The organism is Flagellimonas baculiformis, from assembly GCF_033441575.1.
GTDB lineage: Bacteria > Bacteroidota > Bacteroidia > Flavobacteriales > Flavobacteriaceae > Flagellimonas > Flagellimonas baculiformis.
Genome location: NZ_JAUZVW010000014.1, coordinates 1 through 26,700 on the forward strand (window position 1 = coordinate 1; position 26,700 = coordinate 26,700).

A 26,700-nucleotide genomic window follows, 5' to 3' on the forward strand; every position below is an offset into this window, starting at 1 on the left:
TTATGAGTCTCCCCCAGACCCCCTCTTTTCAACATCATAATCTCAATAGATATAATCTATAAAACAAATCTAAAGGCCGTCCCTTGTCCGACAAACCATTTGCGGGCTTATCTTTCGAAAACTATTGGAAGATAAAAAAGAAATCTACCCCTCCAGAAGGCCCATAAGGGTATTATAGTTCCAAACCTTAGATGGATATCCCTTGTACGCATGTTTGAAACCGAAGGTTTTTCTTTGAAAACCCATAGAACCCTAAAAACCAAAGGCTACAATATCAATCAGGCACGAACCTAGGTTATGGGAAGCGTATCCGCCGTCCTAGTCCTGAAAATGACTTATTTGAGGGCGGGGCGGACAAACGAGGGGACGATACGGCATTGGGGTATTGAACGGTAATGAAATACTACTGGGAAGATTGCCAAATTCAAAAAATAGGTAAAACAAAAGCCCATCGTTTCCGATGAGCTTAATAAGGTCTTTTCTTGTATGAGGTAAATCTCATCTAACAGAACCTAAGGCGGTTCACCCAATCATTCATCAATGGCATCCGCAGTTGGAATCCGCGGTCACTTCTCCTTTTAAGTGTTTTAGAATGTAAGGGGACAAGGTTATTTCCCCATGGTCATTTTTGGGTTCAAAATAGCCTTTGAGCAATACCTCGATTAAGATTTCTTTATTGGGTTCTCCCATTGTAGCTCCATTCCAAACCCATTCCCTGGCTTCCGGACTGTCTTCCAAATGTTCAGGATGGAAATCGAGGTTGCCGACCCTTATGGTAGGGGAAGCAACAATATGGGCTTTTTCGGCTTCCTCTATCGTTTTAATCATGGTTGAACTGAACAAGATTTCGCAGTTCAAATGATCAAAGAGTTCTTGAACTTCTTGAATCGCCGATAGCAATACACCTTGAACAGAATCACAGGCTGAGCAAGTACCTTCCCCAGTTGTTGGCATTCCCACTTGAAAAAGGGTCACTCTCAATGCATTTTTTGTCTTTACTTCCATGTTCATACGTTTTTAAGATTAAAGTTTACCCCTAAGACATGGAAAATGGACAAAGGATGCAGGTTTATACAAAATTATGATAGGCAACAGGATTTTGTAATGGTAAATCTCCACATTTGGTTTTCAGAATATTCAACTTCACCACATTCATCAAACTTTGCCCTAACCTTTTTCCTTGCCCTTAAGATCCTTGACTTTGTTGCCGATAATGTCAAGCCCAGATGCGCGGCAATACTTTTCTGCGGAAGGCCTTCTATATCCGAAAGTCTCAAGGGAGTTGAATAGTCGATAGGGAGACCATTTATAAACTTATCGAGCCAAACAAAGACGTTTTCATCATATTCATCCGGAACAAACAGGTGCAACTGTTCCAGGTCAACAAGTGTGGTCTTTCTTGGCTTCTTGTAAAAGTCAAAAATTGTATGTTGTGCAATCCTGTATAACCAAGCCTTTATATATCTTACGTCATTTTTTTTCTCACAATATGTTATGACCTTGATAAGAATCGTTTGCATTATATCATCAACATCATGCTCATTGTAAACACGCTTGCCCACATAGTTCCTTAAATCAGTCCGAAGGTCTTCCCAAATATTGAATATATCACATTTCATAAGTATAGGTTGTTAAAAAAGGAGGTTGAACAAATAACCGGAAATGATCATTCCAATGGCAATAGTTGAAAAGAAGGCAATGATCAACTGCCTTTGCATCACTTTTTGGAGCAGCAGGCCTTCGGGGATGGAAAGTCCGATCGAACCCATCATAAAGGCCATGGCCGTCCCTAACGGAACCCCTTTGTCAACGAGCGAATCCAATATGGGCAGGATTCCAACCGCATCAATGTACAATGGAATCGATACCAATACGGCAATGGGAATCGCAAAAGGGTTGGATTTTGAAATATAGGTGCCAAAAAATGACTCGGGGACATAGCCGTGGATAAATGACCCTATTGCAATTCCTATAAAAATATAGGGGACAAGGTTTTTAAGGGTCCGAATGGCCTCCCGATGAATTCCAGGAAATCGTTTCAGCAAATTTCTGCTATCCTTTTCCCTCGAATGCGCTTTCCATTCATTGTCCTTGAGCCATTCTGCCACATATTTGGCCATACCCATCTTTTCCAGGATAATTCCACCGATCACCCCCAAGACGATTCCTGAAAGTAGGTACACTATTGTAACTTTCCAACCATAGCCCAACCAGAAAATGGCAATAGCGATTTCGTTCACCAAGGGTGAGGTTATGAGGAAGGAAAGTGAAATTCCCAGTGGGATCCTGACCTGCATCATTCCCACGAACAAAGGAATGGAAGAACACGAGCAAAAAGGTGTCAAGGCACCCAAAGAGGAGGCCACAACATTCCCAAGACCTGATTTTTTGTGTTTCTCCAAATAATCCCGGATTTTTTCCATGGGCAAATAGCTTGTTACCACTCCCATTACATAGGTCACCAGCACAACCAGAATGGAAATAGAGCCAAAGGCAATGATGAAATAGTGTAATGCTGAGCCGAATGTATCCGTATCAGGAATACCCAAAAGGACATGGACAACATAGTCTGCCAGTCGGGTAAGCAGTTTTGTAAAGATTTCCATCTTAAAAACGTTTTAAAGAATTGCTAATAACACCTTGTCGTTGCTGACTTTTTTATAGTCATAAACCTTCCCGTCAATGACCAATGCAGGAAAGGTAAGGACCCCGTAGGGCATGGTGTCCTTGAGGTCAGAAAACTCGGTGATGTTTACGTCCAGATGGTTTTCACTGGCAATTTTTTCGATTTGTGCCCTTATGGGGGATGCAGTGGCGCAGCAGGATGAATGTAAAATTTTGACTTCAGTACTCATAGTTCAGTAATTTTAAATAAACTTTACTATGTAGTCTAAAATGGCGTGTCAAAAGACACAATTCTCAATAAAAAAATGATTCTACCTATTTGTACTTTGTGGATGCCTGAAAATCAACCAAGTGGTTTATTAACGGGATACACGATTCCTTAACAGAGCAATTGACGAAGTTGCCATTGGCATCATATACGATATCACAGCATTCCACAAATAATTCCCTTAGCTTTGTTCTTGCCCTTTGCACCCGCATTTTTGCAGCCGAATACCCCAAGTTCAGCTTTTCAGCTACATCTTTTTGGGATAGTTTGTCGATGTCACTCCATTGTAAAGGCTCGGCATATTTTTTGGGAAGGAACTGGATCATGGGTATCATATGATCATACACGGATAGCTCCAGATTGGTTGGTTCAGTTGCCTCAAGTATCTTTACATCACTAAGTTCAACAATTGGGGCACTCTTTTTGAAATGGTCATAAATGGTATTTCTGGCAACTTGAAACAGCCAGGCCTTGATGTTTTCAATTTCCCTATTTTTTTGATAGGACTCGACCAGTTTCAGCATTACCTCTTGCACAATATCTTCCGCAATGGTTTCATCCCGAACCTTTTTTAAGGTAAAGTATTTTAAATAACTGTAGAAACTTTCGATCTGTTCATTAATATCGCAACATTTCTTTTTCATGGCTTTGCTTTTATGGCTTTCGGTTTAATGGTGTGCCAGCCTACACAGGATATGTATACAAAGAGGTTGGTGAAACTTTTATTTTTCACTCTTCCTATTTCCTTTGTCAATTAAGGATGAAGCTTTAGTAGTGGTAAAATTTCCCTGTAACTGACCATGGTTTTCAATTCCCTTAAATGCTGATCAAGGGTAGATTTACAATGGAAAATATTTCCACCAAGTTGCCTGTTATATTCTTGTACTTACATTGTTCCTTACAAAATTCATCACAGATTTGGATTGTCTTACAAGAAAATATTTAGACTAAGGCCTTAAAAAATAATCAATGGGCCTTTCTCAATGCTCCAGCATAAGCGTTGGGCAATATGCTGCCCTCAACGGCTTTGGCCGCCTTTTCGACATCATATTCGAAGCGTACAAACTCCACATGGATGCTATTCTTGTCCGGCCTACGGAAGTTCCCATCCATGTTCAACAGCACATAGCATCCCCTATTGTCGCCATCCTTGGGCTTTCCGATGGATCCGATATTTATCGCATGGCGGTATATGGTGCCTCCATCATAATCCAAAAGGGCCTTGTGATAGGGTTGGTGTGTATGTCCAAAACAGAGGATATCGGCATTTGCATCCCGCAGGATGCGTACCAGGCTCTTCTCCTTCCGGTCCTCGAAAAGATACTCGTTGATTCGTCTTGGGCTTCCATGCACCAGGAGTAGGTTCACTGTTTCATCGTTCCTTTTGAACTCCACATTGATATGGGATGGAAGGTTTTTCAGGTAGGCCCTTTCATCATCCCCCATAATGGAGTTGGTATAGGATATGGAAATTGCCCCGTTCGCCTTTTCCTCATCGCTCTTGTAGGCACAGCCACAATCATCACTGTTGCGTCCGATGCCAAAATCATAGTTGCCCGCAATGGTGGGTATCCGGCGTTTTCTGATCTCATGGACCACCTCGTTGGGCCAGATGTTATAGCCCACAAGGTCCCCAAGGCAATAGATGGCGTCCGGCCTATGTTTTTCCACATCCACAAAAAAGGCCTCAAGGGCAGGAAGGTTGGCGTGGATGTCCGAGAAGAGTGCAATTTTCATCCTTATGCGGTTTGCGGTTTAAAATACTTTTTGCGCAACCAAAAGGCGACCCTTACCAACAGAATCAGGGCAGGAACTTCCACCAAGGGCCCGATGACCCCTGCAAAGGCCTGGCCGGAATCCAGTCCGAAGACGGCAATGGCCACGGCAATGGCGAGCTCAAAGTTGTTCCCGGCTGCTGTAAAGGCCACCGAAGCGGTCTTGTCATATTCGGCACCCATCGCCTTGGTGAAAAAGAACCCAATGATGAACATCAGGGTAAAGTACACCAAGAGGGGTATGGCGATTACCACCACGTCCATGGGAATCTCCACGATAAGTTCCCCTTTGAGGGAGAACATGATCACAATGGTGAACAACAGGGCGATCAAGGTCATGGGAGAAATGGCGGGAACAAACTTTTGGGCATACCACTGTTCCCCTTTGATCCGGACCAATATCGTTCGGCTAAGGATGCCCATAAGGAAGGGGATGCCCAAATAAATGGCCACACTCTCCGCTATGGTCCCTATGGAGATGTCCACAATGGCCCCTTCAAAGCCAAAATATGGGGGCAAAACGGTGATAAAGATCCACGCATAGAAACTGTAGGCAAACACTTGGAAGATACTGTTCAGGGCCACCAGTCCCGCACCATATTCCGCACTGCCCTCGGCCAGGTCATTCCAGACCAGCACCATGGCAATGCAACGGGCCAAACCTATCAATATCAATCCGACCATATACTCGGGATAGTCCCTCAAAAAGAGGATGGCCAGGACGAACATCAACACGGGGCCGATGATCCAGTTGAGCACCAGGGAAATGGTCAAGATCCTGGTGTTCTTGAACACCTTGGGCAACAGTTTATAATCCACTTTTGCCAAAGGTGGGTACATCATCAGGATGAGACCTATGGCAATGGGGATGTTAGTGGTGCCGCTGTTGAACGAATTGATGATGTCGGGGAAGGACGGGAAGAAGTAACCGATACCGACCCCTACCGCCATGGCGATAAAGATCCAAAGGGTAAGGTTCCTGTCCAAAAAGCTCAATTTTTTTACTGCCATGTGTTATGATTTGATCTGTGAAAATACATACCAAAGTTCCGTTGCTATCTGTATGCTCCTTTCAAGGTATTTCTCGGCCTGTTGCGGGGTATTGTCAAAGGCCTTGGGATCCTCAAAGGTGATGGGGATGCGCTTTTCCGCACCGGGCACAAAGGGACAGGCCTCATTGGCCGAATCACAGGTCATGATGGCCCCAAAGCCGGAACTGGGGTTGAAGGCATCGTCCATTTTCTTGGAGAACCCGATCACCGGATGGGCATTTTCCGCATATTTGATGGCATAGACAGGATTTTGTCCCTGTGAAAGCTGTTGGATCTGGAACCCTTGTTTCCCCAAGGTTTCCGCCACCATCGGGAACAGGGCCGTGGCTTCGGTCCCCCCCGAATAGCAAAATACGTTCTTGATGTTGAAATGGAAAGCCATGGCCTGTGCCCATATCTGTGACAGGTGGCTCCTCCTGGAATTGTGGGTGCAAATGAAATTCAGGCGTATTTCCTGATCTTCGGAAACTTTCGACTGTATGAACCCGGCAAGGGGATCAAGGATTTCCCTACGCTCCGGGGAAACGGCATCCAGTTTCAAGGTTGTGATGAATCCCGCTATTTCAGGGAACAGGCTAGTTGTGGTCGTAGTCATTATATAGAATTAAGATTTAGCAACAATTGCCGTCCGGGGAACAGCAGGGCTCACTTTTCAATTGGGACAGTCTTACCTTTGGTTTCTTTTCGGGGACCCCACACTGGTCCTTGGCAAGGCAGTCGGTCATCTTGGTGGTCAACAGAAAATGCCCTTCATCAAAGGCAAGGCCATATTTTCCGATAGTGGTGCCCTGGTATTCCACTTCGACTTCCAGTGAGTCCTCTATTTCCAATACCTTTTGGGACAGTTCGATGATATGAACCAACTTTTCGGGATGCAACCTGTGGTCATAGTCGTTGGCCTCCCACAGTTGGAAACTGACCACTTCCTCATGGCGCACGGTTCCCCCGCAGTCTATAAAGTGTTTGTGAATCTTCCCCACTTCGGTGACATGGAAATGTCCGGGGACCATTTCCCCGGTGGGCAATTGGAAGCCAAGGGTTTCCAATCGGGACAGTACTTCTTTTACTTCTGATAATTTCATGGATTGTTCATTTTAGCTTTGATAATAGCATCGACCTGGGTGGCGACATAGATCATTTCCCCCGCGATGACGGCCTTGTTTTCAAAAAGGACCTCTGCATTTCGGTCCGTCAGCCCATCCTGTACATATACCTTGACACTGCTGTCCTCGTCCAAATGTAAGGATTCGAGGGTCTTTCTGTTGATGGTCCAACTATCGGAGCCATAGCGGACCGAATACGTGAACAGGGATTCGCCCTGCGCATTGGAGACCCTGAACCCATCGTTCTTCAGCAGGGCCAGACCGGGAAGGGTCTCATTGGCGGTATCCAGACCAGCGGATTCCACCTTGAACCTGTCATATAATCCGTAGTACATAAGGCCCGTCCTGAGCCAGATCATGGCCAATTGGCCCATATCGTCATTGTCCTGGTCCACAAATACAACGGTATAAGGGGTCTCCCCCATATTGGACACCATTCTGGCGGCGAGTTGGTCCAAAAGCTGGATCTTTTCTTTGGGTATCTGGGGAAAAACGGTCTTCAGTTCCTTTACGGAGCGTTGGATCTTTCCCCTCAGTTCCTGGGAATGTGTGGTCAATGGGAGGCACAACAGCAGCAGTGCCATGGTTAGGATCATTTTTGTTTTCATGGTTTCTATTTTATGGTTTCAGTTTATTAGTTAATCGCAATAAAACGATTAATGGGTTCAAAAAAATACTAACAGCACTCTTGGTCCAGTTCAATCCCCTGATCGAGGAATGCCTTGAACTTATCCTTCATTTCGTTCCAATTTGCCACATTGACACAGTAACAGACACTGGTGCCCTCCACATCGCCCTTGATGAGTCCCATGTTCCGGAGTTCCTTCAAGTGTTGTGAAACCGTAGGCTGTGCCAGTCCTATCTCGTCCACAAGGTCACCACAGACACAGGCCTTGACCTTGAAGAGGTGCTGCAATATGGCAATCCGGGCGGGATGGGCAAATACCTTACCGATGAGGGCGAGCTCATTCTGGTTTTCGGTAAATATTTCGGTCTTTGCCAGTCCCATATCATTATTTTATCGCAATATTACAATATATTGATTCAACATAAAAAGATTTTCGATAAAAATACTTAGGTTCAAACCAAGGCTTTACAAATTTTCAGGGTCACTTGGTCATGTACCACAACATCCGGATGTTGCCTGAATGGGGGGACAGGCCACCGAACCAAAGGAACAATACACGCAACAATCGCCATTTTTGGGCCTTAGAATGGAGCCGCAATTTTCACATTCATAAAAGAACTGACAAGAATCCGTAGGCATCTTTTCCTCTTTGGAATTGCCACAATGCGGACAGGTAATTGTAGAGTACAGATTGATATCCATTATCACTGGTCCTTTATGGTGTATCCGGTTTTCAAAATGGCGTTCACGATAGCATCCCTGGTGGTTTTGGCGGGATCGTACATTATCTGTGCATTGGCTTTTTGGTAATCTGCCTTGACCATGATGATCCCATCAAGTCCATTGACCTCGTGTTCAATATGTGCCTCGCACCCACTGCATGTCATTCCCACGACCGGAATATTGATTTCCTTGACATCTTGGCTCGCAAAAAAGTTCGTTTGACCCTTGGCTTCCTGTTTCGGGTACAAAGATTGGGCATAATAGGGAAAGGCAAGCATCGCTAAGGCAAAGACCGTGATGGTCATCAACCAAATTTTACCCTTCCAAAAGGCCGGCTTTTCGTCCGTATCGCATGCACAGTCTATTTCCTTTTTGGCGACTGTCCTTAACTGTTGGTACCACGCCACTACCAAAACCAAACCCGTAATTCCGATCAAATACGGTCTGAACGGTTCCAAAAACTTAAAATTGGACGCCAGGCCAGATGTTCCGGCCACAATGGCCAAAAGTGGTCCTATGCAACAAAGGGAGGTGGCCATGGCCAAAATAATGGAAGATCCCATTAAGGTTTTCTTGTTATTCATGGTTTACTGGTTTTATTTGTTCTTTTTTATCGAGCAGGTCAAAAATTGGAAAAAGTAACGGCGAATGATCGGTCACCAAGGAATAATGGATCATCTGGCCTTCCTTTTGGGATGTGATCAAATTTCTGTCCTTGAGCTTGCGCAAATGTTGTGAAATTGCGGATACATTCATTTCCAGTATATCACTAAGGTCACAGACACATAAGCGTTGCTCTTGGTTCAAAAGGTAGAGAATCTTAAGCCGAACCGGATTGCCCATTAAATTCATTATCCCTGAAAGGGAGTCCATGGAATTTTCCAAATTTTGCATAGTTTCCCTGCATTCCATTATCTGTTTGGCATCCGCCTCCAAACGTATGCATATGTTCTTATCCATACTACGAAGTTACAGTAATTTATTATTTTAGCAAACTCTAAAATAAATGGGTGGCAAAAGAACAATATCAAGCCCTGGGTCACATTACCTGATAATCTTTAGGGTCGGATATTCCGAATTGTCGTTCGCTTTACTTTGCCCGCTTCCCAATTTCTCCTTCAACTGGGCCATGTCCTTGCTGATTTTCTTTTCCACGACCCTAGCATACTTTTGGGTCGTTGAAAGCTTGGTATGCCCGAGGAGTTTGGAAACGGTCTCAATGGGCACGTCGTTCATTAAGGTGATTGTCGTTGCAAAGGTATGTCTGGCCACATGGAAGGTTAGGTGCTTATCAATATTTGCCCTTTGTGCAATGATCTTTAGGTATTGGTTCACCTTTTGATTGGAATACACTGGAAGAACGGTATTTTCATTTTTGGGAAAATCCACATACTTCTCCAAGATTTTCTTGGCTTTGGGCAATAGGGGAACCTTCACTTCGGTCTTGGTCTTTTGGCGTTTTACATCGATCCAGAGTTCCCCGTCGATGCCGGATACGATACCATTGGGATTGAGAAGTTTGATCTCTATGTAGCTGAGTCCGGTATAACAGGCAAAAAGGAAAATATCCCGGACCAGTTCCATGCCCTTTTCCTCGAATTCCAATTGGTCCAGCGCCAGAATTTCCTCCTCTTCCAAGAAAGCACTGTCATAATCCTCCATTTTCACTTTATACAGATTGAAGGGATTCTTGGGGATACAATCAAATTTATAGGCCATGGTCACCAATTTCTTGAACCGCAGCATATGTTTCATGATACCGTTGTTGTTCAATGTCTGGAACGATTTGATGGGTTCGCAGTTCCGCAGGAAGTTTTCAAACTCGATCAAAAAGGCATAGTCTATCGAGGCCAGCCCAATATCGGGTACCCGATATTTTTTGGCAATGAAGCGTTTCAGGTAGGTCTCTGTGGAGGAATAGTTCTTGACCGTCCCTTTGGCCAGTTTGGGCAACTCATAGGTTCGGTTGTACTCCAAAAGGTCCAATAGGGTGAGCATCACCTTGTCCTTTCCCAGATATCGAAGCTTGATGGATTGTGCCGTTATAAAGTTACTCTCGGCACTAAGTTGCCGATGGCATTCCAGCAACTTTGCACGGACGTCGTCCAGATATTTGTTTACAACAACGGATTCACTGGCCCTATGGTCCATTTTTCCCAAAATAGGACACCATCGTTCTTCAAAAGTTGATCTATGGACACTGAGATCTGCATTTTTTCCTTTACATCTGATCCGGACATAAATTGGAAACCGTCCATCTTTTTTTCTTCCTGATTTTTTCAGCCAAAAACTGATACTGAAGGCGTTAGAGGTATTCATGTGTTCTCGCTTTAAGTGAAACATTGGTTGAAGCGAAAGTCAAATCACACGAAAAATCAATAATGGAAGTACAATTTAGGGAATTTTTCCCGACAAAAATAGGACACTCTATAGGACATCCTCACCGATGGTTTCAGATGGAAATAAAAAAAACCAGAAAAAATTAATTTTCTGGTTTTCAATTAATTAAGGTTTTACTTAGTGTCATAAAACCATGGTTCGTCGGGATGACTGGATTACCGACCACATGCCATGCATATGATTATCAAACAGTTACAAATATATTTCTAAAATAAGTAACCGGATAGGTTACTTTCTAATTGTACCGGATTACTCGCATTTGAATTGGAGGCAGTAAAAATTGTTTCAAATTCAATGAAAACAAGACCCATCCAATAGCAAAAAAAGGAATTAAATGGTTTTTTAATCGAGAACTTCAACTGATCTGGAAATGATTAAAATAGGCTTCATATCCTCAAGAACCTCATTGATTTCCAACTTTACCCTGTCCCCTACTTCTACCTCGACATAATTGCCGTTCGGGATACTGATGACCGTGGTATACTCTGCTCCGTTCGCATCTTTAAGAAAGAGCGTTTTTCCATCCTTTTCCTGTTGGATACTGGTTATGGAATAAACATCTTCAGACTCTTTTGGTGTGTTACAAGAGACTGCGAACAATACAACGATTACGAAAATTTTCTTAAGCATGAATTCTAATTTTGAATTGAAATTTTTCCATTCACCAAAACAACTTTTGTACCATTTTGTTATGGACGGACCGTTTATTTTTACATTACCCTTGTTCTGGGGATGTCGCAAATTTCAATTGTATGATGGTTCCATTAAAGTAATCCAGGAAAATTCTTTCTAAGTTTCATTACCAATATAAAAGGATTCTATTCCAAAGAATGGTTTGTGTTTCAATGGTAATGTCTATCCTTACCTTAATCCCAAAAGCTAATCGACCCAAACAGCAATCTTCGACACAGCCCATAGGGTTTTGTTTGGATGATGAATAGGTCAGTAATATAAAAATTTACACATACAGCTTATTTGAAAAAAATAAATACGCCAAAAACTCATGGAAAGTAGCGGCTCCAAAAGGCATTAACCTTTAGTTAATTCACTCTTTTCGTTTTGATGACATACCGATCTAGGGGTAATTCTACCTTTCACCCCTCCTATTGGTAAAAGACAAAGTATGGAAATATCCAAAGAGGATATCAAATGCGTTCGAAAGCTATCGGGGGAATTGGACACGGATCAGGATAGATCCATGTTTGAGGTGCAATTGTTAGTTGATGATTACTTTAAGGAGCGCTATCAAGATTATAAGTTATTATGGGAGTGTTACCCCAGGCCCTCCCTTCCATTAAGAAAAGAGCACTTTGCAAAACGGGTTCTGGAAGAAATTTCACAAGAGTCAAGACCAAAACTCGTTTTCCTTAATTCCAAGATCAAGACAATATTTGCAATTGCCGCTGCTGTTTTGGTCAGCTTTGGGGTTTTCTTATTTACTAGGGACCATGAGTCGAGGTACACCAATCATATTATTGCCCTTGATGGTGAACGAAAACAAATAACCCTCCCTGATGGTTCACAAGTTACGGTGAACGCAAATTCCGAACTCAAATTTCCAGAAGTATTTACAGATGACAAACGAAATGTTTGGATGGAGGGAGAAGTCTACTTTGATATTATAAAGGATATCAAAAGACCCTTTACAGTGGGCACGACGGGATTGGCAGTGCAGGTATTGGGAACCAAATTCAATGTAAACACGAAAGGGACAGCAAAAACAGTATCCTTGGAAAGTGGCAAGGTGCAGGTGACCTTGGAGGATTCTGGTGATAAGATCCAATTAAGACCTAACGAAGAACTTACATGGGACGTTGAGACAGGAGAAGTGGTAAAACGCAGTTTTGACGTCTCAAAGACCACGGCATGGAAGGATAATATTCTTATGCTGCATGATCTTACATTGGAAGAGGCCTTGCTCCCTATCAATGAATTTTACGGCACCGAGTTTACGGTATCCGACAGTGTGGTCGCCAACAAAAGGATCAACGCGGCCTTTGAAGATCAAGACCTGGATCAGTTCATCCAAACATTGGAATTTATAGCCGATGTGAAGATTTCAAAACTATCATCAAAAAAATTCGCCATAGCCCCAAGTGATGAAAAATAAGTCTTCCACCTATAAGGAAATGACCCAAAAGTCGGATTTGGAATTGTTCCAGTTGATCAAGGAACGCAACAAAGCTGCACTGGAGACCATTTTCAACCGGTACTATGAAAGTCTATGTCGTTTTGGAATCACCTACGAAAATGATTTGGATGTGGTACAGGAGAAGGTATCCGATGTGTTCATCCAGTTGTGGAACAATCATGATCGTATCCATGAGATCAATAAACCCAAACCATATCTCTTTGTGGTGGTAAAAAATAAGCTCATGGAACCGGTTTCCTACCAAAAGCTGAAACAATCCCTGGATCAGGGTTTGGAGGATGAGTACTCCACCAGTCCATGTATTGAACAAGAAATCATTGATCAAGAACAAAGGGAGATGTATATCCGAAAGATAGCGGAAATCTTAGATCAAATTCCCAAAAAATCCAGGCAAATCTTCGAAATGAGCAGACTGGATGAACTTAAGTACAAGGAGATCTCAGACATTCTGGGGGTTTCCATCAAAACTGTTGAAAGCCATATGGCCATTGCCCTTAAGACCATCAGAAACATGGTAGTGAAAAACAAACAATTTTAACCCTACGATCCAAATGTATGACGAAAATGAATTTCTAAACCTTAATCAAAAACTAAAAAATTATTGAGAACCCATATTAAACTACTCTTTTAAAAATGAAAAAATCAAACCTCTTAACATTGCTATTGTGTTTGCCATTATTGGGTCGAGCGACCTTCGTTCCCCTATCGGCGAACCGGATGGTAACCAACCAAAATTTTGAGATTATTAACCTTAACCTTAGAAGTGTTGCTTTGGAAAAGGTATTCGACCTTATTGAAAAGCAAACAGGTAAAAAATTCATTTATGCGGCAGATGCCCAAAATTTGCAACAACGTATCAGTATCGATGCAAACAAGGTGACCTTGGAATCTGTATTGGAAGACCTTAAGAACAAGGCCAATGTGGATTTCAAAGTGACCGAACAAGGTGTTCTTGTAAAATTTATCCAGGAACAACGCAGTATTACCGGTAAAGTAATCGATGAGGCTGGAGTCCCGGTCCCTGGTGCCAATGTTTTTGTTGATGGCACGGATTATGGTACGGTGTCGGATTTTGATGGGAATTTTAGCTTGGATATTCCATCCAACTTTAAGGTATTATCCGTAACTTATATTGGATATCAAAGGCAAAATGTTGACATTGAACAGCTCAACAATGTTACCATCACTTTGTTTGAAAGTGCTTCCCAATTGGATGAGATCGTGGTGGTGGGATACGGTACTGAGGCCAGAAGAAACATTACCGGTGCCATAGCATCGGTTTCCCCGGAAGAAATCGTGACCCAGCCAAAGGCCAACGTAGTGGAAATGTTGGACGGTCGCCTGCCCGGCGTGCAAATTATGAGTGATAATTCTCCAGGTGGTGGGACCTCGATCAGGGTCCGTGGATTCAGTACCATCAACAGTAACGATCCATTGGTAATCATCGATGGTATCCCAGCTTCCAATGGTCTTAATGGGATCAACCCTTCGGATATCGAGACCATACAAGTATTGAAAGATGCAGCCTCTGCTTCCATTTATGGTTCCAGGGCAGCCAACGGTGTGGTGATCATCACCACCAAAAAAGGGTCCGATACCCGTGGGGAGTATGTGGTTTCGTTTGACGGCTATGCTGGTCTTCAATCATCTTATAATTTGCCAGGCATGCTCAATGCACAACAATATGGAGATTTGTTGTGGCAAGCTACCATTAACGATGGAGGAACACCTTCGCATGATATTTATGGGGATGACCCTAACCAGGCTGTTATTCCACAATGGTTGGACACCGATCAGATCATTCCTAGCGCTGATGTGGATTGGGTGAACGAAATTATGCAGACCGCAATGATCCAATCCTACAATGTATCCTTGGCAAAGGGGGATTCCAAGAGCCAGAGCCTATTTTCCTTAGGGTACTACAATCAAGAAGGTTTGATCAAATACACTGGATTTGAGAGATACACTGCAAGGTTCAATTCTTCGTATAATATCGGGGATTTCCTTACCATTGGTGAAAATTTCACGGCCAACTATAAGGAGCAAGTGTCCGTAGGGACCAACTCCGCCCTGGGAAGTATAATACTAACAGCCATGCAATTTCCATCCATAGTACCCGTAAAGGATATCAATGGGGAATATGCGGGTAACCCCATCAACGATAGCAATAATCCAATGGGCCAGTTGTACAGGAACAAGGACAATAAGCAAAAAAGGGTCCAGGCCTTGGGAAATGTATATGCCAATCTGTATATGAATGATTTCACCTTTAAAACTTCTTTTGGTCTGGATTACCAGAACTATAATATCAGAAGTTTCTCCCCTACCTATGATGAGATATTGTCCACAAACAATACCAACTCTTTATCCACCTCAAACAATTTTAACTATCAGTTCTCCTTCACCAATACGTTGAACTATAAAAAACAATTTGGGAAACACAATGTGGATGCTTTGATCGGTCAGGAGGCCATTGAATACAATTATGAAGGTTTCAGTGCTTCGGTGAGTGAATTTTTATACGAGGACGAAAATTTTAGATATCTGAGTTTTGGTACGGAGAATATGTTGAACTCTGGTGGGGCCAATGGATGGTCCTTGAATTCCTACTTTGGAAGATTGAACTATAACTTCGACGAGAAATACCTTTTCACCGCCACGGTAAGACGTGATGGTAGCTCAAGATTCAATGAAGATAACCGATGGGGAACCTTCCCAGCCTTCTCATTGGGATGGAGGTTAGATCGCGAAGACTTCTTTAATCCCGAAGGTCTGGTTTCTTCTCTTCTGGTAAGGGGAAGCTGGGGCCAGACTGGAAACCAGGAGATTTCCAACTATGCCACAGTGGATAGTTATCGTAACAACAATGCCAACTCCAACTACGCTATCGACGGAGCACAGGAATCAGTTTATATTGGACTTACCCAATCCCGTATTCCCAATCCCGATCTGAAATGGGAAACGACGACCCAAACCTCTGTGGGTGTCGATTTGGGACTTTTGGAAGACCGTTTGAACATTACCGCTGATTACTATGTGAAAAACACGGACGATATCTTGGTGTACAATACCGTACCATTGACCTATGGAGGCACCAATGACGGGCAGTGGGTAAATGATGGGAAAATGAAGAACAGTGGTTTTGAACTGGACATCAACTATAATGATACGGTCGGCGATTTGGGCTATAGCATTGGATTGAACTTGACCGGTGCCAAGAATGAACTTACGGAATTGACCACCTCCGATTATTTGGGTATCCCAAGTTCTTCCTTGCACAGTGTCAACTTTGACCAAGAAATCTCCAGAAGTGCGGTCGGTCAGCCCATAGCCTCATTCTATGGTTATGTTGCGGAAGGATTGTTCCAAAGCCAAGCAGAAGTTGACAGTTATGGCCTGCAGCCCAATGCACAACCAGGGGACATTAGGTTCAAAGATGTGGACGGAGATGGCGATGTGGATGCGGATGACAGAACCTTTATCGGTTCGCCCCATCCCGATGTCATGTTGGGGCTGAACCTTCAGTTCAACTACAAGGATTTTGACCTTGGGATCTTGTTCAACGGAAGTTTTGGAAATGATACCTACAACTTTACCAAGTACAAGAACCATTTCTTTAACCAGGCAGCATACAACAAGGAGAATGTTTTGTTGGATGCATGGTCGGAAAACAATACAAACACAAGCATCCCACGATTGTCCTTGGATGATCCGAACAATAACATCCGTCCTTCAACCTATTATGTGGAAAACGGCTCTTATGTCCGTTTGACCAATCTTCAATTGGGTTATTCCGTTGACCCAGCAATCTTGGGCGGAATGAATCTCAGGATCTATGTCCAAGCGAGCAACTTGTTCACCATTACCGATTATAGTGGAATGAACCCACAAGTCGGACTTCAGAACTATGGGGGAAGCAACCGTAACCTGGATATCGGGATTGACAGGGGACTGTATCCTCCGAGCAGGACTTTTGTAATCGGATGTAACTTAAAACTTTAAAAAAGCCATGAAAACTATATTGAAATTCAAATCAAAATATATAATGGTAGGTGCAGCTTTGGCACTTACGGTCTTCGGTTCTTGTTCCAAGGACTTTCTTGAGGAAGTCACCTACGGTGAGGTTCCCCCATCAGAAATGACCAAAGCGGAAAATGTGGAAAAAGCCATCATCTCTGCCTATAGTGTATTGAACGGCCAGATAGATGGGGCCAGCAATGCCTACAATTCCCCAGCTTCCAATTGGAGCTTCGGGGACGTTGTTTCCGATGATTGCTACAAAGGGGGCGGTGGCACCGGTGACCAGAACCAGATCCATCAAATGGAATTGTATAATACCACTCCTACCACTTACGATGTGGAACGTAAGTGGATGGCACTTTACGAAGGAGTGAAGCGAACCAATGAGGCGATGAAATTGTTGAATGCCTCCGAGGATTTCGCTGCAAATTTAAAAACCCAAAGAACTGCCGAACTAAGATTTTTAAGAGGACATTATTATTTTGAGCTTAAAAAGATTTATGGCCAGATTCCATATATCGATGAAACCGCAGAAACGGTGTCCGATTATGCCCGTTCCAACACGGAATTTACCTCCTCGGAAATTTGGGCCAAAATAGAGGCAGATTTTCAAGCGGCCTATGATGCGTTGCCAAGCGGCCAAGAGGAAGTGGGCAGGCCTACCAGCCTTGCCGCTATGGCCTACTTGGCCAAAACCTACCTGTTCCAAGAAAAATGGCAGGATGCCTTTGATGCGACCACTATTGTCATGGGTGGAAGCTATGGTTTGATGGAGGATTTCCAATCGGTGTTCTTGCCAGAAAACGATAATGGCCCAGAGGTTCTTTTTGCCGTGCAGTATTCTGTGAACGATGGTCAAGGGAGCAACTATAATGGTAGTATTGGCGATCGTTTGACTGCCCCTGGGGGGCCATTTTATTCCCAATATGGATTTCACCGCCCAACCCAAAACTTGGTAAATGCCTTTAAAACGGATGCAGCCGGACTGCCTATCAATGATAACGTTGATGTCACTGAGACCGATTTTGTGGATCCCCGCTTGGACATAACCATAGGTAGACCCGGTATACCTTACAAGGATTTGGACATACTTTATGAAGCCAATTGGGCCAGGGATTTGGCAACGTATGGGCCTTATGGACCCAAGAAAAGAATCCTTTCCGCAAACTCACCTTATCATGTAACCGTTTGGCCTTATGTGGACGCCTTGAACTATTACATTATCCGCTATGCCGAGGTGTTGTTGTGGAGAGCAGAGGCCGCTGTTGAATTGGGCAATTTGGAAGAAGCCAGGACCTTGGTGAACCAAATACGCGAACGTGCCGCCAATTCCCAATATGTACAAACATTGGACGGTTCCGGAGATGCAGCCAACTACAACATTGGTACTTATGACACAGTTTGGACCGATCCTGCCGAGGCCCAAGAATCCCGGGAAATTTCCTCCCGTACCCCCAAGGGGCCATCGGCCATTTTCAATTCGGGAATCCCCAAGCGTTCCACACCTCCGGTGGCAAACATGCTGTTGCCGTGAAGCATACCAATTTTTTCTTCCAAGGTCATGAGCGCGATCAGGGAATCAATCTTTGCATCAAACTTTGTGCTGTCAAACGTTTTGGGAGTATATTCCTTTTCTTCGATTGCAGCTATTGATGTCGCATTCTTTTCCTTCTTACAAGATTGTACAGAAAGTATAAGACCCGCGATGAGTACTGCCACTATTTTTGGTTTCATCTGTTCAGGTTATAGTTTTTTAAACCTAATGGCCGTTCCTCCACCTTCTGCCAAGTTGAGTTGCAGGGTGTCTGTCGATTTTACTTCCTTTGTTGTAATGGACACTTTGGTCGCGTTCGTGTTCCAGGTTGTTCCTTCGGGATCGGCATACATCTGGGCTTCGTATGTCGCATCTGCATCGAGGAAGGACAAAGGGACCTCAAAAGAACGGCTTTCCTCATTGGTCAAGCTTCCCAAATACCAATCGCCACTGGATCTATCCTTTCGCACTGTGGTTATGTATTCGCCGATTTCAGCATTCAACACTTGGGTATCTTCCCAATCCACGGGGACATCCTGTAAAAATTTGAATGCTGGGTTATCCACATAATTTTCAGGCAGGTCGGCCAACATTTGAATGGGAGAGAACAGCACCACGTAGAGAGCCAGTTGTTTTGCCGCTGTGGTATGCACATCCCTGCCCTCGTGCCCTTGCTCTATCTCTACATCAAGAACACCAGGGGTAAAGTCCATGGGACCGGAAAGCATTCTTGTGAAGGGCAATATGGCGGTGTGGCTGGGTGGATTCCCCTCACTCCAGGCATTATATTCCTGTCCACGCGCGCCTTCGCGGGACATCATGTTCGGATAGGTCCTACGCTCCCCTGTATCTTTTATCGGTTCGTGGAAATTCACTGTCAACTGGTATTCCGCTGCCTTTTTTAGGACATTTCTGTAATAGTTGACGCCAAACTGCCCATGGTGCCACTCCTTCATGTTCAACCGGGAACCGACCTGCCCTATTTTCACATCGTGGATGCCCATTTCTTTGTACAGTGCCATCCCTTCATCAATCTGCTTTAAGTAATTGATGATATTGGAGCCTGTTTCGTGGTAACCAATGATATGGACACCATTTTCTTTGGCATAATCGGTCACTTTTTTAAGGTCGAAACCATCTGCTTCCTCAGTAAAGCTGAACTCATGCATCCGGTTTTCGTACCATGCCGGGGTCCATCCTTTGTTCCACCCTTCAATCAATAAATGGTCCACACCCAATTTTTTGCAATAATCGATGTATTCAAATGCGTTTTTGGTCGTTGCCCCCTGGGTGGGACTTTCCCAAAAGGTGTATTTGCCAATGTGCATGCCCCACCAAATGCCTAGGTACTTGCTTGGCTTTATCCAACTTGTATTGGTTATGGTATTGGGGTCATTTAGGTTCAGGATCATATGTGAAGTGATCAAATCCCCAGGGGTCTCTGCAATTTGCAGCGTTCTCCAAGGGGTGGTGAAACTTCCGTTTGTCTTTACCCGATCACCATCTGCCCATGGTACCAAATCTGCCTTCAAGGTTGTTCCCGTGGTTCGCGCCAAGGTCATGCTGGCAAAATCCTTTAGGTTGGCTTCATGAAAACTCAACGAGAGTCCGTTATTGCTTTTAATAGTTAAAGGGGTATGCACCGTATCCAAGGTGCTGACCGGTGATGTTGTGGTCAAGTACTCATATCGATTGTCCCTGTAGGCGGGAATCCACCATGCATCACCATCATCTTTTAGATTAAAAGTGGTCAATTCATCCATAATGACCAGACTGTCCTTGCCTTGCTGTGGATAGATATACCTGAATGCGATACCGTCATCGAAGGCCCGAAATTGAATCTCCAATTTTCGCTTGTCCCCTGATTTTTCCTGAAGGGTGACCGATAGTTGGTTGTAGTGGTCGCGAATGTTTTTCTTTTCGCCCCACACCTGCTCCCACGTTTCATCAAAGGAAGAGTTCTCTATAGTAGCTATTTCAAAATTTGAACTAAGGTCTTCCTTGTCCTTCAGCAAAAATCCCATGTCCGAGAATGTCAGTATTTCAATGGTGTCGTGATAAACGGCATATTGGGGCTTACTTTCTTTTAATTCAAATTTTATTTTGTTTTTCCCATCTGGAGAAACCACTTCATAACTTTGGGTTTTCTCTACAGGGGCACATCCTAAAACTATAATTAGGAACATGGTAGGAACGACTGACTTTCCGAACATTTTCTTTTTTTAAAGATTGATAAAATAAACTGGGGAGAACAATACCCCCCAGTTAAGAAAAAAAACTAAACTAACTCTAACACTCAATTCTATAAATCCCTATGTAAATGTGGTCATATCACATACCGGATAATTTTCTAGTTCAAATTCTGAAGTTGTTTTCCATTGGACAAGTTCAGGGCAGGGTAATAGTTCTTTTCAATCAACCCTTTCATAAACCGTGAACCAAGACCAATCTTCCGTATTTCTTTCAGAAATAAATTCGGCACCTTGGCTCAGTATCATTTCATCCTCGGTCAACTTGGAAATTCTATAGGTAGTCCCGATGCCATCCCCTCCATAATCTTTAACGGGCAAACCACTCCCTACGATGGTCAAATAATCAAATGGACCGATACCGTCATCGCCTGGATTGTAATCAATATTTAGTCTTAGCACAAAATTGCCAGTTTCAATATGGCCATTTTGGTCATCCACTGCATAATTGAATCCTTGATTCAAATCAAAAGTGACCGTATCAAGATAATAGGCCTCTCCAGTAATGTCAGGTTGCCACCATATGCCATTGTAATCACTTTGCGGGCCAAGATAAACACCTGTGACCCTCCATGTCTTGCCTGATTCTTGGTTGGTCAACAAATCCCATTTGGGGTCTGCAAAAAAGATAGGGTCATTTTCACTGATGGTAACACTCGCCGATGAAGTGGTATGGCCTCCTTGTGAAAAAGCAGAATATTCTATCGTATAATCCCCGGCAAACGGAATTATAATGGTATCCATTGCCTTATTTGATATTCCTATCCCATAATCCCAATAAGGAAGTGCATTTGACGTGTTGCTCCTTAAGTAGATTTGGTTGTCATAGTCTGGATTTTGTGTGACCGAAAAATCCAATTCATTGACCTCTAGTGTTTCGCCCAAAGAATAGCTATCCGGCTCACATGATGATACCAAGATTCCTATCCCCAGCATCAAAAATGATACGATTATTATTTTAATACTTTTCATTTTTTAAAGTTTTAGTTTAGCCAAAAATTACCACCCAGCATTTTGTTGTAAAACATTTCCCGACAAGGTTATCTGCGTGTTGGGAATCTGAGACAATCCTTTGGTTTCCAGAATTTTTGCCGCGGTAATGGTTTTTGTTTCAAGGGCTCCCCCACTTAACAGTTGGGTCGATTCCGCAATGGTGTTTGCTGCCGTATCAACACCTTGACGCAATAAATCCCAATATCGAACACCTTCCAACGCAAACTCCAAATGCCTCTCTTCCATGATATTTGTCTGGTTTACTGGAATGGAAGTAAAATTAGCTTTGTATGCCCGCTGTCTCACTTGATCAAAATAGGATTGTGCATTGGGGCTTCCCAATTCGGCAGCCATCAATAGTACATCGGCATATCTCATCGTGACAAAGTCTTGAAACTGACTGATTTGAAAATCTCCACTGCCCAGGCCGTCTACGCCTGACACCAATTCGCCATTTTCGTTGTATTTGGACATTGGGGTGTATTTTTTTATGCAATATCCTGTATACTCTCTTTGGCTGTTTATCTTGTCAAAGGGAATGGCTTCTTCCTCTATTCCAATTATAGTGGCCGATCTCCGAGTATCATTGGCACTAAAAGCATTCCAAAGTCTCTCATTGACAGTAGCAGCTCCCCAACCGTTGCCATAGGGATAATAGGAGTATTCCCGCATCCCGAACATGACCAACCAATGGTTGCCATCGGTATTTCCATTATAATCACTTGTATAGGTAAACTTAATGGAGGAGACTATTTCCTCATTGTCCTCACCCGCATAGTTCTCCACAGAGGCTGCGGGCCAAAGGGTAGAAAAATCGTCCACCAACCCATGGCCGCTTGAGGCAATGACATCTTCCAAATGACTTAAAGCTTGGGCTTCGGATACCAAGCCCACCAAATCGGATTTTCCATAGTAACCTGTATAATACAGATAAACACGTGCCAACATGGACTTTGCCGCCCATCTGGTAAATCGACCACTATCCACGGCCGTATAGGAAACAGCAGGTAAATTTTCGGAAGCGAACAACAAGTCTTCAGCGATTACCGTATAGACTTCATCTGGGGTAGCTGCCGGAACGATGTCCCTAGAGGCTTCGGTCAATAACGGAATGTTCCCCCATAGCCTTACCATTTCAAAATAAAGATAGGCCCTGATGTATCTGGTCTCCGACTCATACGTGTTCCTCAGCACATCATCACCTTGCCAATCTATTTGATCCATCTTGGATAGAAGTATATTGCAGCGGTATACGGCCTTATAATAGGCTTCCCAATTTCCGTTCAGCATATCCACATCTGCTGGCGAACGTGATATATCAAATTCATCCACGGCCTGAATACCATAGCCATCGTTGGCTCCCGCCCCACCAAAACAATCATCGGACATGATCTCACTCACTGTGGCAAAGCTAAATCCCCCTCTGCCCGCAACCACCTGCAATCCATCATAGCACCCTACAAGTGCCGTGTATGCATCGTCTGGAGTCTGGTAAAAATTATCGGCCGTTTGTTGCGTATAAAGTTCGGCATCCAAACTACATGAGCCTAAAGCCAAAAGACCCAAAAACAATAGGTATATATATGTATTTTTCATTTTCTTTTTTTTAAAGTTTAACGTTCAATCCCATCATGATCGTTCTTGGCCGGGGATAATATCCAACATCGACCCCGGATGAAAAACCATCCGTACCAAATCCAATTTCTGGATCCATTCCGTCATACTTGGTAAAGGTGTGAAGGTTCAATACTGAGGCGTAAACTCTAAACTGATTGGCAAAAAATGGTTTGCCCATTTTCAATTTGGCAATGTCAAATCCCACTGTAACGGTATTTATCCTTAAGAAATCACCGTCCTGGATATATAGATCTGAAAATTGGGCGAAGTTCCTACCATCATCTGTTAATTTGGGTACCGTATTGGATGTGCCTTCACCGTGCCAACGTTCCAATATGGCCGTTGTATAATTGCCATAAGCCCCCGGACTCCTATACGATTGGGCAATTTGGTTTCCCGCCACACCATTTGCTGCGATCAAAAAGTCGAATGCCTTGTAATTTGCGGATAAGGAAAACCCAAAAGTAAAATCTGGGTTGGGATCGCCCACCATGGTCTTGTCTGCATCAGAAATTCTCCCATCGTTATTGATGTCTTGGTAAATAACATCTCCCGAAGTGGCATTTGGCTGAATGCCGTAATCGTCTATCTGTTGTTGGTTTTGGAACACTCCAGCTGTCTTGAAGCCCCAGAAATAACCTAATGGAAACCCATCCTCTGCCCTATAAAATTCCGGTGCATTGGCGAATATTTGGTTGGTTTGTCCATGGATACGTCCATCTGCAGTGGGTATTTCCCCAACTTTGTTTTCGTTATAAGCACCATTTGCAGACAACGAATAGTTAAATTCACCTATGTGGTTTTGGTATTGTAAAGCAAGTTCAACACCTTTATTGACCACATTGCCTCCATTGATAAAAGGAGGATTGGCACCTGCTGTTGCGGGAACCGGGGCCACGATCAACCAACCTTTACTTTCTTTTTGGTACACATCGAAATTGACGCTCAAAGCGTTTTTGAACAATCTAGCATCAAAACCTATATTGGTCTGTTCCGATGTTTCCCATCCCAATGCGCGGTTTTCCAATCTGCTCAAATATGCCCCAGGGGTCAATAGGCCTTCCTCATTGCCAAAAATATAATTGGTGGTTGCCCCTTGGACCGGTGCTATATATTGAAAGGCCCCAGCATTTTGGTTCCCTACCTGTCCCCAACTTGCCCTTAACTTGAAGAAATCCAGAACTGCTGAATTGCTCAAAAAACTTTCATTGGTCAAGATCCAACCCGCTGATACCGATGGAAAATACCCCCATTGATTGCCTGGGGCGAAATTGGATGATCCATCGGCCCTGAATGTTGCATTTAGCAGATACGTATCTTTGAAATTATAGTTCAGCCTACCGAAATAAGACATTCTAAAATTTTCAAACTTACCGCCCTCAACACTGAATAGAGCAGGATCCGTGTTTGTCGTATTTCCCAACCATGCATGGCCCAAGTCATAAAAGTAGGCATCAGAATTAGTTCCATTTATGTAAGTACCATCAGTTCTTATAGAGGAGGTCCCTACCATAGTTTCAAGATGATGGTCTTCAAATACGTCAAATTTGTACGTCAGCAAATTGTCCCAAATAAGGCTCTTGTTTTTGTTCATGCTTTGGGACACGGAGTTGTAATCGTTTTGTGCTGTGTAGATGGACAGCCTATCATATATTGGATTATACGAATGCCCTTCACCTGCATTGTAATCCAACCCTAAAGTTGTTCTGAGCGTCAATCCCTTAAAGGGCTGCACTTCAAAATAGACATTACCAAATAATTTTTGACTATTGCTCTCGTTCTGGTTACTGTAGACCATTACGGCGTAGGGATTTGAACTCCCTGAAAGCCAAGGTTCGGAATCATTGTATGTACTGTAAAAATTGCCATCCTCATCGTAAAACGGCAACAAAGGACTTACGCTAAAGGCACCTCGCAATGAATTGTTGTACTGATTGCCCACACCTATACCATTTCTATTGGTATACGCAAAACTTATGTTTTCCCCTATGGTCACAATCTCATCGAACAGTTTATGTTCCGAATTGAACCTAAAATTGTACCGCTCGTAATTTGAAAGATCTTTACCGCCAACAATACCTTCCTGGCCCAAATATGACAATGAAGCAGAATACACAGAGGTATCCGAACCTCCAGAAGCACCAAACGAGTAGTTTTGTGTTGCCGCATTGTCAACAAACATCCTATCCATCCAGTTGGTCCCTTCTCCCAATTGGGCAATTTCCTCATTGGTGAAAAAAGGTGCCCTCCCTGAATTTATCGCGGTCTCATTTAATATGGTAGCATATTCAGTGGCGTTCAACAGATCAACTTTTCTTGCCACAGATTGAAATCCATAATACTGGTCAAACGTAATCTGCCCCCTACTACCTCTTTTTCCTTTTTTGGTAGTGACCAAAATAACCCCGTTTGAAGCTTGGGCTCCATAAATAGCTGCAGATGCGGCATCTTTCAAAATTGAAATGGATTCAATGTCGGCATTACTTAAAAAGGAAATGTCACCACCTGTGATAACTCCATCCACTACATATAATGGACTACTACCCCCTGTGGATCCCTGCCCCCGTATCACAACTTTCAATCCTTCACCAGGTTGTCCCGAAGTGGAAGTAATCTGTACCCCTGGTGATTGGCCCTGCAAGGCTTGAAGGGCATTGACCGTATTCGTTTTCTCGATATCCCCACCATCTACTTGAAGATTGGCCCCAGTCACTAGAGCTTTCCTTTGGGTACCGTAACCGATTACCACCACTTCATCAAGGTTCTGGGTATCTTCCTGTAGCGTAACGGTAAGCTTGGCCTGCCCGTCCATAACTATCTCCCGGGCCGTAAAGCCAACGTAGGAGAACATTAGGATAGCGTCCGGTCCCGACACAGACAGGGTAAAGTTCCCGTCAAAATCCGTTTGGGTCCCGTTTGAGGTCCCCTTCTCTACCACACTGGCACCCGGTAGGGGCTGCCCCTTGCCGTCCACGACCGTTCCCGTAACGGTGAACTGCTGGTTGCTGCCCCCACCCCAATGGTTCTCAAATCTCGTTACAATCGTACTGTTCGGACTCACCGTAATTTTTTTGGAATGGGCACTGTTCGCTTGCAGGACAAATAAGGCAAAGAACAGTGACAGTGCACTCAGCCCTGTCCTCAAATCCAATCCAAAAAAATCATGGTGATGATCTCTTTTTTTGATAAAAGGTATTTTCATACTTGTTGTTTGGTTATGTTAATTTTTATGTTGCTCGACCCACAAAGGTGACGGCTCCCCAGATCAGGGCCGCCACTCATTTCCAAAGCTGGGACTGATTAGGGCAATGTTAACAATGCCATCCGAACCGAAGAGGTATGAAATGTATCCTAAAGTGTATTGAAATGTGTTATTTATGTTAAAATGCGAAATTATGGTAGTCAAATTTGACAATGTGTCAACATACCAGCTAAAAAACAAGCAAATAGACAGTGATATGGGAATATAAGGCCCGAAATGCCCGGATTACACAATCACCTCAAGGCACAAAGACCTATGGATTAACCCATGAAAGCAGTTGTACGAGCCAATGGACTGAG

Annotated in this window: 24 protein-coding genes; 4 read left to right on the top strand and 20 right to left on the bottom strand. The window is 43.6% G+C overall.

Going from position 1 to position 26,700, the window contains the following annotated elements; translation table 11 throughout:
- Positions 1-537: 537 nt before the first annotated feature.
- From SD450_RS16480 to SD450_RS16555, 16 genes are all read right to left on the bottom strand, one after another.
- A complete protein-coding gene (locus SD450_RS16480) occupies positions 538-1,005 on the bottom strand; it encodes a DUF2703 domain-containing protein (protein ID WP_161594391.1) in 468 nt (155 codons plus the stop codon).
- 74 nt (positions 1,006-1,079) lie between these two features.
- Positions 1,080-1,619: a sigma-70 family RNA polymerase sigma factor gene (locus tag SD450_RS16485; RefSeq protein WP_051947128.1), complete on the bottom strand. Its 540-nt coding sequence runs from the start codon at positions 1,617-1,619 to the stop codon at positions 1,080-1,082.
- 12 nt (positions 1,620-1,631) lie between these two features.
- Positions 1,632-2,606, bottom strand: coding sequence for a permease (locus tag SD450_RS16490; protein WP_051947129.1), 975 nt, complete (start codon positions 2,604-2,606; stop codon positions 1,632-1,634).
- 12 nt (positions 2,607-2,618) lie between these two features.
- A complete protein-coding gene (locus SD450_RS16495) occupies positions 2,619-2,855 on the bottom strand; it encodes a thioredoxin family protein (protein WP_051947130.1) in 237 nt (78 codons plus the stop codon).
- Between the two features lie 85 nt (positions 2,856-2,940).
- Positions 2,941-3,537: a sigma-70 family RNA polymerase sigma factor gene (locus SD450_RS16500; protein ID WP_051947131.1), complete on the bottom strand. Its 597-nt coding sequence runs from the start codon at positions 3,535-3,537 to the stop codon at positions 2,941-2,943.
- A gap of 322 nt (positions 3,538-3,859) precedes the next feature.
- On the bottom strand, positions 3,860-4,630 hold the full coding sequence (locus SD450_RS16505; RefSeq protein ID WP_036379065.1) for a metallophosphoesterase family protein: 771 nt from the start codon (positions 4,628-4,630) through the stop codon (positions 3,860-3,862).
- 2 nt (positions 4,631-4,632) lie between these two features.
- Positions 4,633-5,679, bottom strand: a complete 1,047-nt coding sequence (arsB, locus tag SD450_RS16510; protein WP_036379066.1) for an ACR3 family arsenite efflux transporter — start codon at positions 5,677-5,679, stop codon at positions 4,633-4,635.
- A 3-nt stretch (positions 5,680-5,682) separates the two neighbouring features.
- On the bottom strand, positions 5,683-6,315 hold the full coding sequence (locus SD450_RS16515; RefSeq protein WP_108423559.1) for a low molecular weight phosphatase family protein: 633 nt from the start codon (positions 6,313-6,315) through the stop codon (positions 5,683-5,685).
- Between the two features lie 16 nt (positions 6,316-6,331).
- Positions 6,332-6,802, bottom strand: a complete 471-nt coding sequence (locus tag SD450_RS16520; RefSeq protein ID WP_036379069.1) for a DUF6428 family protein — start codon at positions 6,800-6,802, stop codon at positions 6,332-6,334.
- Positions 6,799-7,431 carry a hypothetical protein gene (locus SD450_RS16525; protein ID WP_108423558.1) on the bottom strand — a complete coding sequence of 211 codons (633 nt, stop codon included), beginning with the start codon at positions 7,429-7,431 and terminating at the stop codon, positions 6,799-6,801. The genes SD450_RS16520 and SD450_RS16525 overlap by 4 nt, the downstream gene beginning before the upstream one ends.
- Before the next feature lie 68 nt (positions 7,432-7,499).
- The gene (locus SD450_RS16530) at positions 7,500-7,832 is read right to left on the bottom strand and encodes an ArsR/SmtB family transcription factor (RefSeq protein WP_036379071.1); all 333 of its coding nucleotides are present in this window, start codon (positions 7,830-7,832) and stop codon (positions 7,500-7,502) included.
- 108 nt (positions 7,833-7,940) lie between these two features.
- Positions 7,941-8,153, bottom strand: a complete 213-nt coding sequence (locus SD450_RS16535; protein ID WP_081894160.1) for a GDCCVxC domain-containing (seleno)protein — start codon at positions 8,151-8,153, stop codon at positions 7,941-7,943.
- Between the two features lie 2 nt (positions 8,154-8,155).
- Entirely contained in the window at positions 8,156-8,758 is a 603-nt protein-coding gene (merTP, locus tag SD450_RS16540) for a mercuric transport protein MerTP (RefSeq protein WP_036379073.1), read from the bottom strand.
- A complete protein-coding gene (locus SD450_RS16545; protein WP_036379075.1) occupies positions 8,751-9,134 on the bottom strand; it encodes an ArsR/SmtB family transcription factor in 384 nt (127 codons plus the stop codon). The genes merTP and SD450_RS16545 overlap by 8 nt, the downstream gene beginning before the upstream one ends.
- A gap of 84 nt (positions 9,135-9,218) precedes the next feature.
- Positions 9,219-10,493, bottom strand: coding sequence for a site-specific integrase (locus SD450_RS16550; RefSeq protein WP_318345555.1), 1,275 nt, complete (start codon positions 10,491-10,493; stop codon positions 9,219-9,221).
- A gap of 423 nt (positions 10,494-10,916) precedes the next feature.
- Positions 10,917-11,204: a hypothetical protein gene (locus SD450_RS16555; protein WP_318345556.1), complete on the bottom strand. Its 288-nt coding sequence runs from the start codon at positions 11,202-11,204 to the stop codon at positions 10,917-10,919.
- 493 nt (positions 11,205-11,697) lie between these two features.
- On the opposite strand from SD450_RS16555, the gene SD450_RS16560 reads away from it, so the two are divergent.
- From SD450_RS16560 to SD450_RS16575, 4 genes are all read left to right on the top strand, one after another.
- Complete coding sequence (locus tag SD450_RS16560; protein ID WP_318345557.1) at positions 11,698-12,684, top strand: FecR family protein; 987 nt, start codon at positions 11,698-11,700, stop codon at positions 12,682-12,684.
- Positions 12,674-13,264 carry an RNA polymerase sigma-70 factor gene (locus SD450_RS16565; RefSeq protein WP_318345558.1) on the top strand — a complete coding sequence of 197 codons (591 nt, stop codon included), beginning with the start codon at positions 12,674-12,676 and terminating at the stop codon, positions 13,262-13,264. The genes SD450_RS16560 and SD450_RS16565 overlap by 11 nt, the downstream gene beginning before the upstream one ends.
- Before the next feature lie 95 nt (positions 13,265-13,359).
- Positions 13,360-16,728, top strand: a complete 3,369-nt coding sequence (locus SD450_RS16570) for a SusC/RagA family TonB-linked outer membrane protein (protein ID WP_318345559.1) — start codon at positions 13,360-13,362, stop codon at positions 16,726-16,728.
- A 7-nt stretch (positions 16,729-16,735) separates the two neighbouring features.
- Positions 16,736-18,280 (top strand): RagB/SusD family nutrient uptake outer membrane protein, encoded by a 1,545-nt coding sequence (locus SD450_RS16575; RefSeq protein ID WP_404828256.1) that lies wholly within the window; start codon positions 16,736-16,738, stop codon positions 18,278-18,280.
- Positions 18,281-18,489: 209 nt separating this feature from the next.
- On the opposite strand, the gene SD450_RS16580 is transcribed toward SD450_RS16575, so the two are convergent.
- From SD450_RS16580 to SD450_RS16595, 4 genes are all read right to left on the bottom strand, one after another.
- Positions 18,490-20,493, bottom strand: coding sequence for a glycoside hydrolase family 97 protein (locus SD450_RS16580; RefSeq protein WP_318345560.1), 2,004 nt, complete (start codon positions 20,491-20,493; stop codon positions 18,490-18,492).
- 198 nt (positions 20,494-20,691) lie between these two features.
- Complete coding sequence (locus SD450_RS16585; protein ID WP_318345561.1) at positions 20,692-21,501, bottom strand: hypothetical protein; 810 nt, start codon at positions 21,499-21,501, stop codon at positions 20,692-20,694.
- 27 nt (positions 21,502-21,528) lie between these two features.
- On the bottom strand, positions 21,529-23,118 hold the full coding sequence (locus tag SD450_RS16590) for a RagB/SusD family nutrient uptake outer membrane protein (protein WP_318345562.1): 1,590 nt from the start codon (positions 23,116-23,118) through the stop codon (positions 21,529-21,531).
- 10 nt (positions 23,119-23,128) lie between these two features.
- A complete protein-coding gene (locus SD450_RS16595) occupies positions 23,129-26,341 on the bottom strand; it encodes a SusC/RagA family TonB-linked outer membrane protein (protein WP_318345563.1) in 3,213 nt (1,070 codons plus the stop codon).
- Positions 26,342-26,700 lie beyond the last annotated feature (359 nt).

Coding starts and splice junctions, on each gene's coding strand:
- SD450_RS16565 (WP_318345558.1), top strand. CDS start 12,674: ATGAAAAATAAGTCTTCCACCTATAAGGAAATGACCCAAAAGTCGGAT.
- SD450_RS16515 (WP_108423559.1), bottom strand. CDS start 6,315: ATGACTACGACCACAACTAGCCTGTTCCCTGAAATAGCGGGATTCATC.
- SD450_RS16555 (WP_318345556.1), bottom strand. CDS start 11,204: ATGCTTAAGAAAATTTTCGTAATCGTTGTATTGTTCGCAGTCTCTTGT.
- merTP (WP_036379073.1), bottom strand. CDS start 8,758: ATGAATAACAAGAAAACCTTAATGGGATCTTCCATTATTTTGGCCATG.
- SD450_RS16550 (WP_318345555.1), bottom strand. CDS start 10,493: ATGAATACCTCTAACGCCTTCAGTATCAGTTTTTGGCTGAAAAAATCA.
- SD450_RS16495 (WP_051947130.1), bottom strand. CDS start 2,855: ATGAGTACTGAAGTCAAAATTTTACATTCATCCTGCTGCGCCACTGCA.
- SD450_RS16545 (WP_036379075.1), bottom strand. CDS start 9,134: ATGGATAAGAACATATGCATACGTTTGGAGGCGGATGCCAAACAGATA.
- SD450_RS16590 (WP_318345562.1), bottom strand. CDS start 23,118: ATGAAAAATACATATATATACCTATTGTTTTTGGGTCTTTTGGCTTTA.
- SD450_RS16530 (WP_036379071.1), bottom strand. CDS start 7,832: ATGGGACTGGCAAAGACCGAAATATTTACCGAAAACCAGAATGAGCTC.
- SD450_RS16575 (WP_404828256.1), top strand. CDS start 16,736: ATGAAAACTATATTGAAATTCAAATCAAAATATATAATGGTAGGTGCA.
- SD450_RS16570 (WP_318345559.1), top strand. CDS start 13,360: ATGAAAAAATCAAACCTCTTAACATTGCTATTGTGTTTGCCATTATTG.
- SD450_RS16520 (WP_036379069.1), bottom strand. CDS start 6,802: ATGAAATTATCAGAAGTAAAAGAAGTACTGTCCCGATTGGAAACCCTT.
- SD450_RS16585 (WP_318345561.1), bottom strand. CDS start 21,501: ATGAAAAGTATTAAAATAATAATCGTATCATTTTTGATGCTGGGGATA.
- SD450_RS16595 (WP_318345563.1), bottom strand. CDS start 26,341: ATGAAAATACCTTTTATCAAAAAAAGAGATCATCACCATGATTTTTTT.
- SD450_RS16485 (WP_051947128.1), bottom strand. CDS start 1,619: ATGAAATGTGATATATTCAATATTTGGGAAGACCTTCGGACTGATTTA.
- SD450_RS16580 (WP_318345560.1), bottom strand. CDS start 20,493: ATGTTCGGAAAGTCAGTCGTTCCTACCATGTTCCTAATTATAGTTTTA.
- SD450_RS16560 (WP_318345557.1), top strand. CDS start 11,698: ATGGAAATATCCAAAGAGGATATCAAATGCGTTCGAAAGCTATCGGGG.
- SD450_RS16490 (WP_051947129.1), bottom strand. CDS start 2,606: ATGGAAATCTTTACAAAACTGCTTACCCGACTGGCAGACTATGTTGTC.
- SD450_RS16505 (WP_036379065.1), bottom strand. CDS start 4,630: ATGAAAATTGCACTCTTCTCGGACATCCACGCCAACCTTCCTGCCCTT.
- SD450_RS16480 (WP_161594391.1), bottom strand. CDS start 1,005: ATGGAAGTAAAGACAAAAAATGCATTGAGAGTGACCCTTTTTCAAGTG.
- SD450_RS16500 (WP_051947131.1), bottom strand. CDS start 3,537: ATGAAAAAGAAATGTTGCGATATTAATGAACAGATCGAAAGTTTCTAC.
- SD450_RS16535 (WP_081894160.1), bottom strand. CDS start 8,153: ATGGATATCAATCTGTACTCTACAATTACCTGTCCGCATTGTGGCAAT.
- SD450_RS16525 (WP_108423558.1), bottom strand. CDS start 7,431: ATGAAAACAAAAATGATCCTAACCATGGCACTGCTGCTGTTGTGCCTC.
- arsB (WP_036379066.1), bottom strand. CDS start 5,679: ATGGCAGTAAAAAAATTGAGCTTTTTGGACAGGAACCTTACCCTTTGG.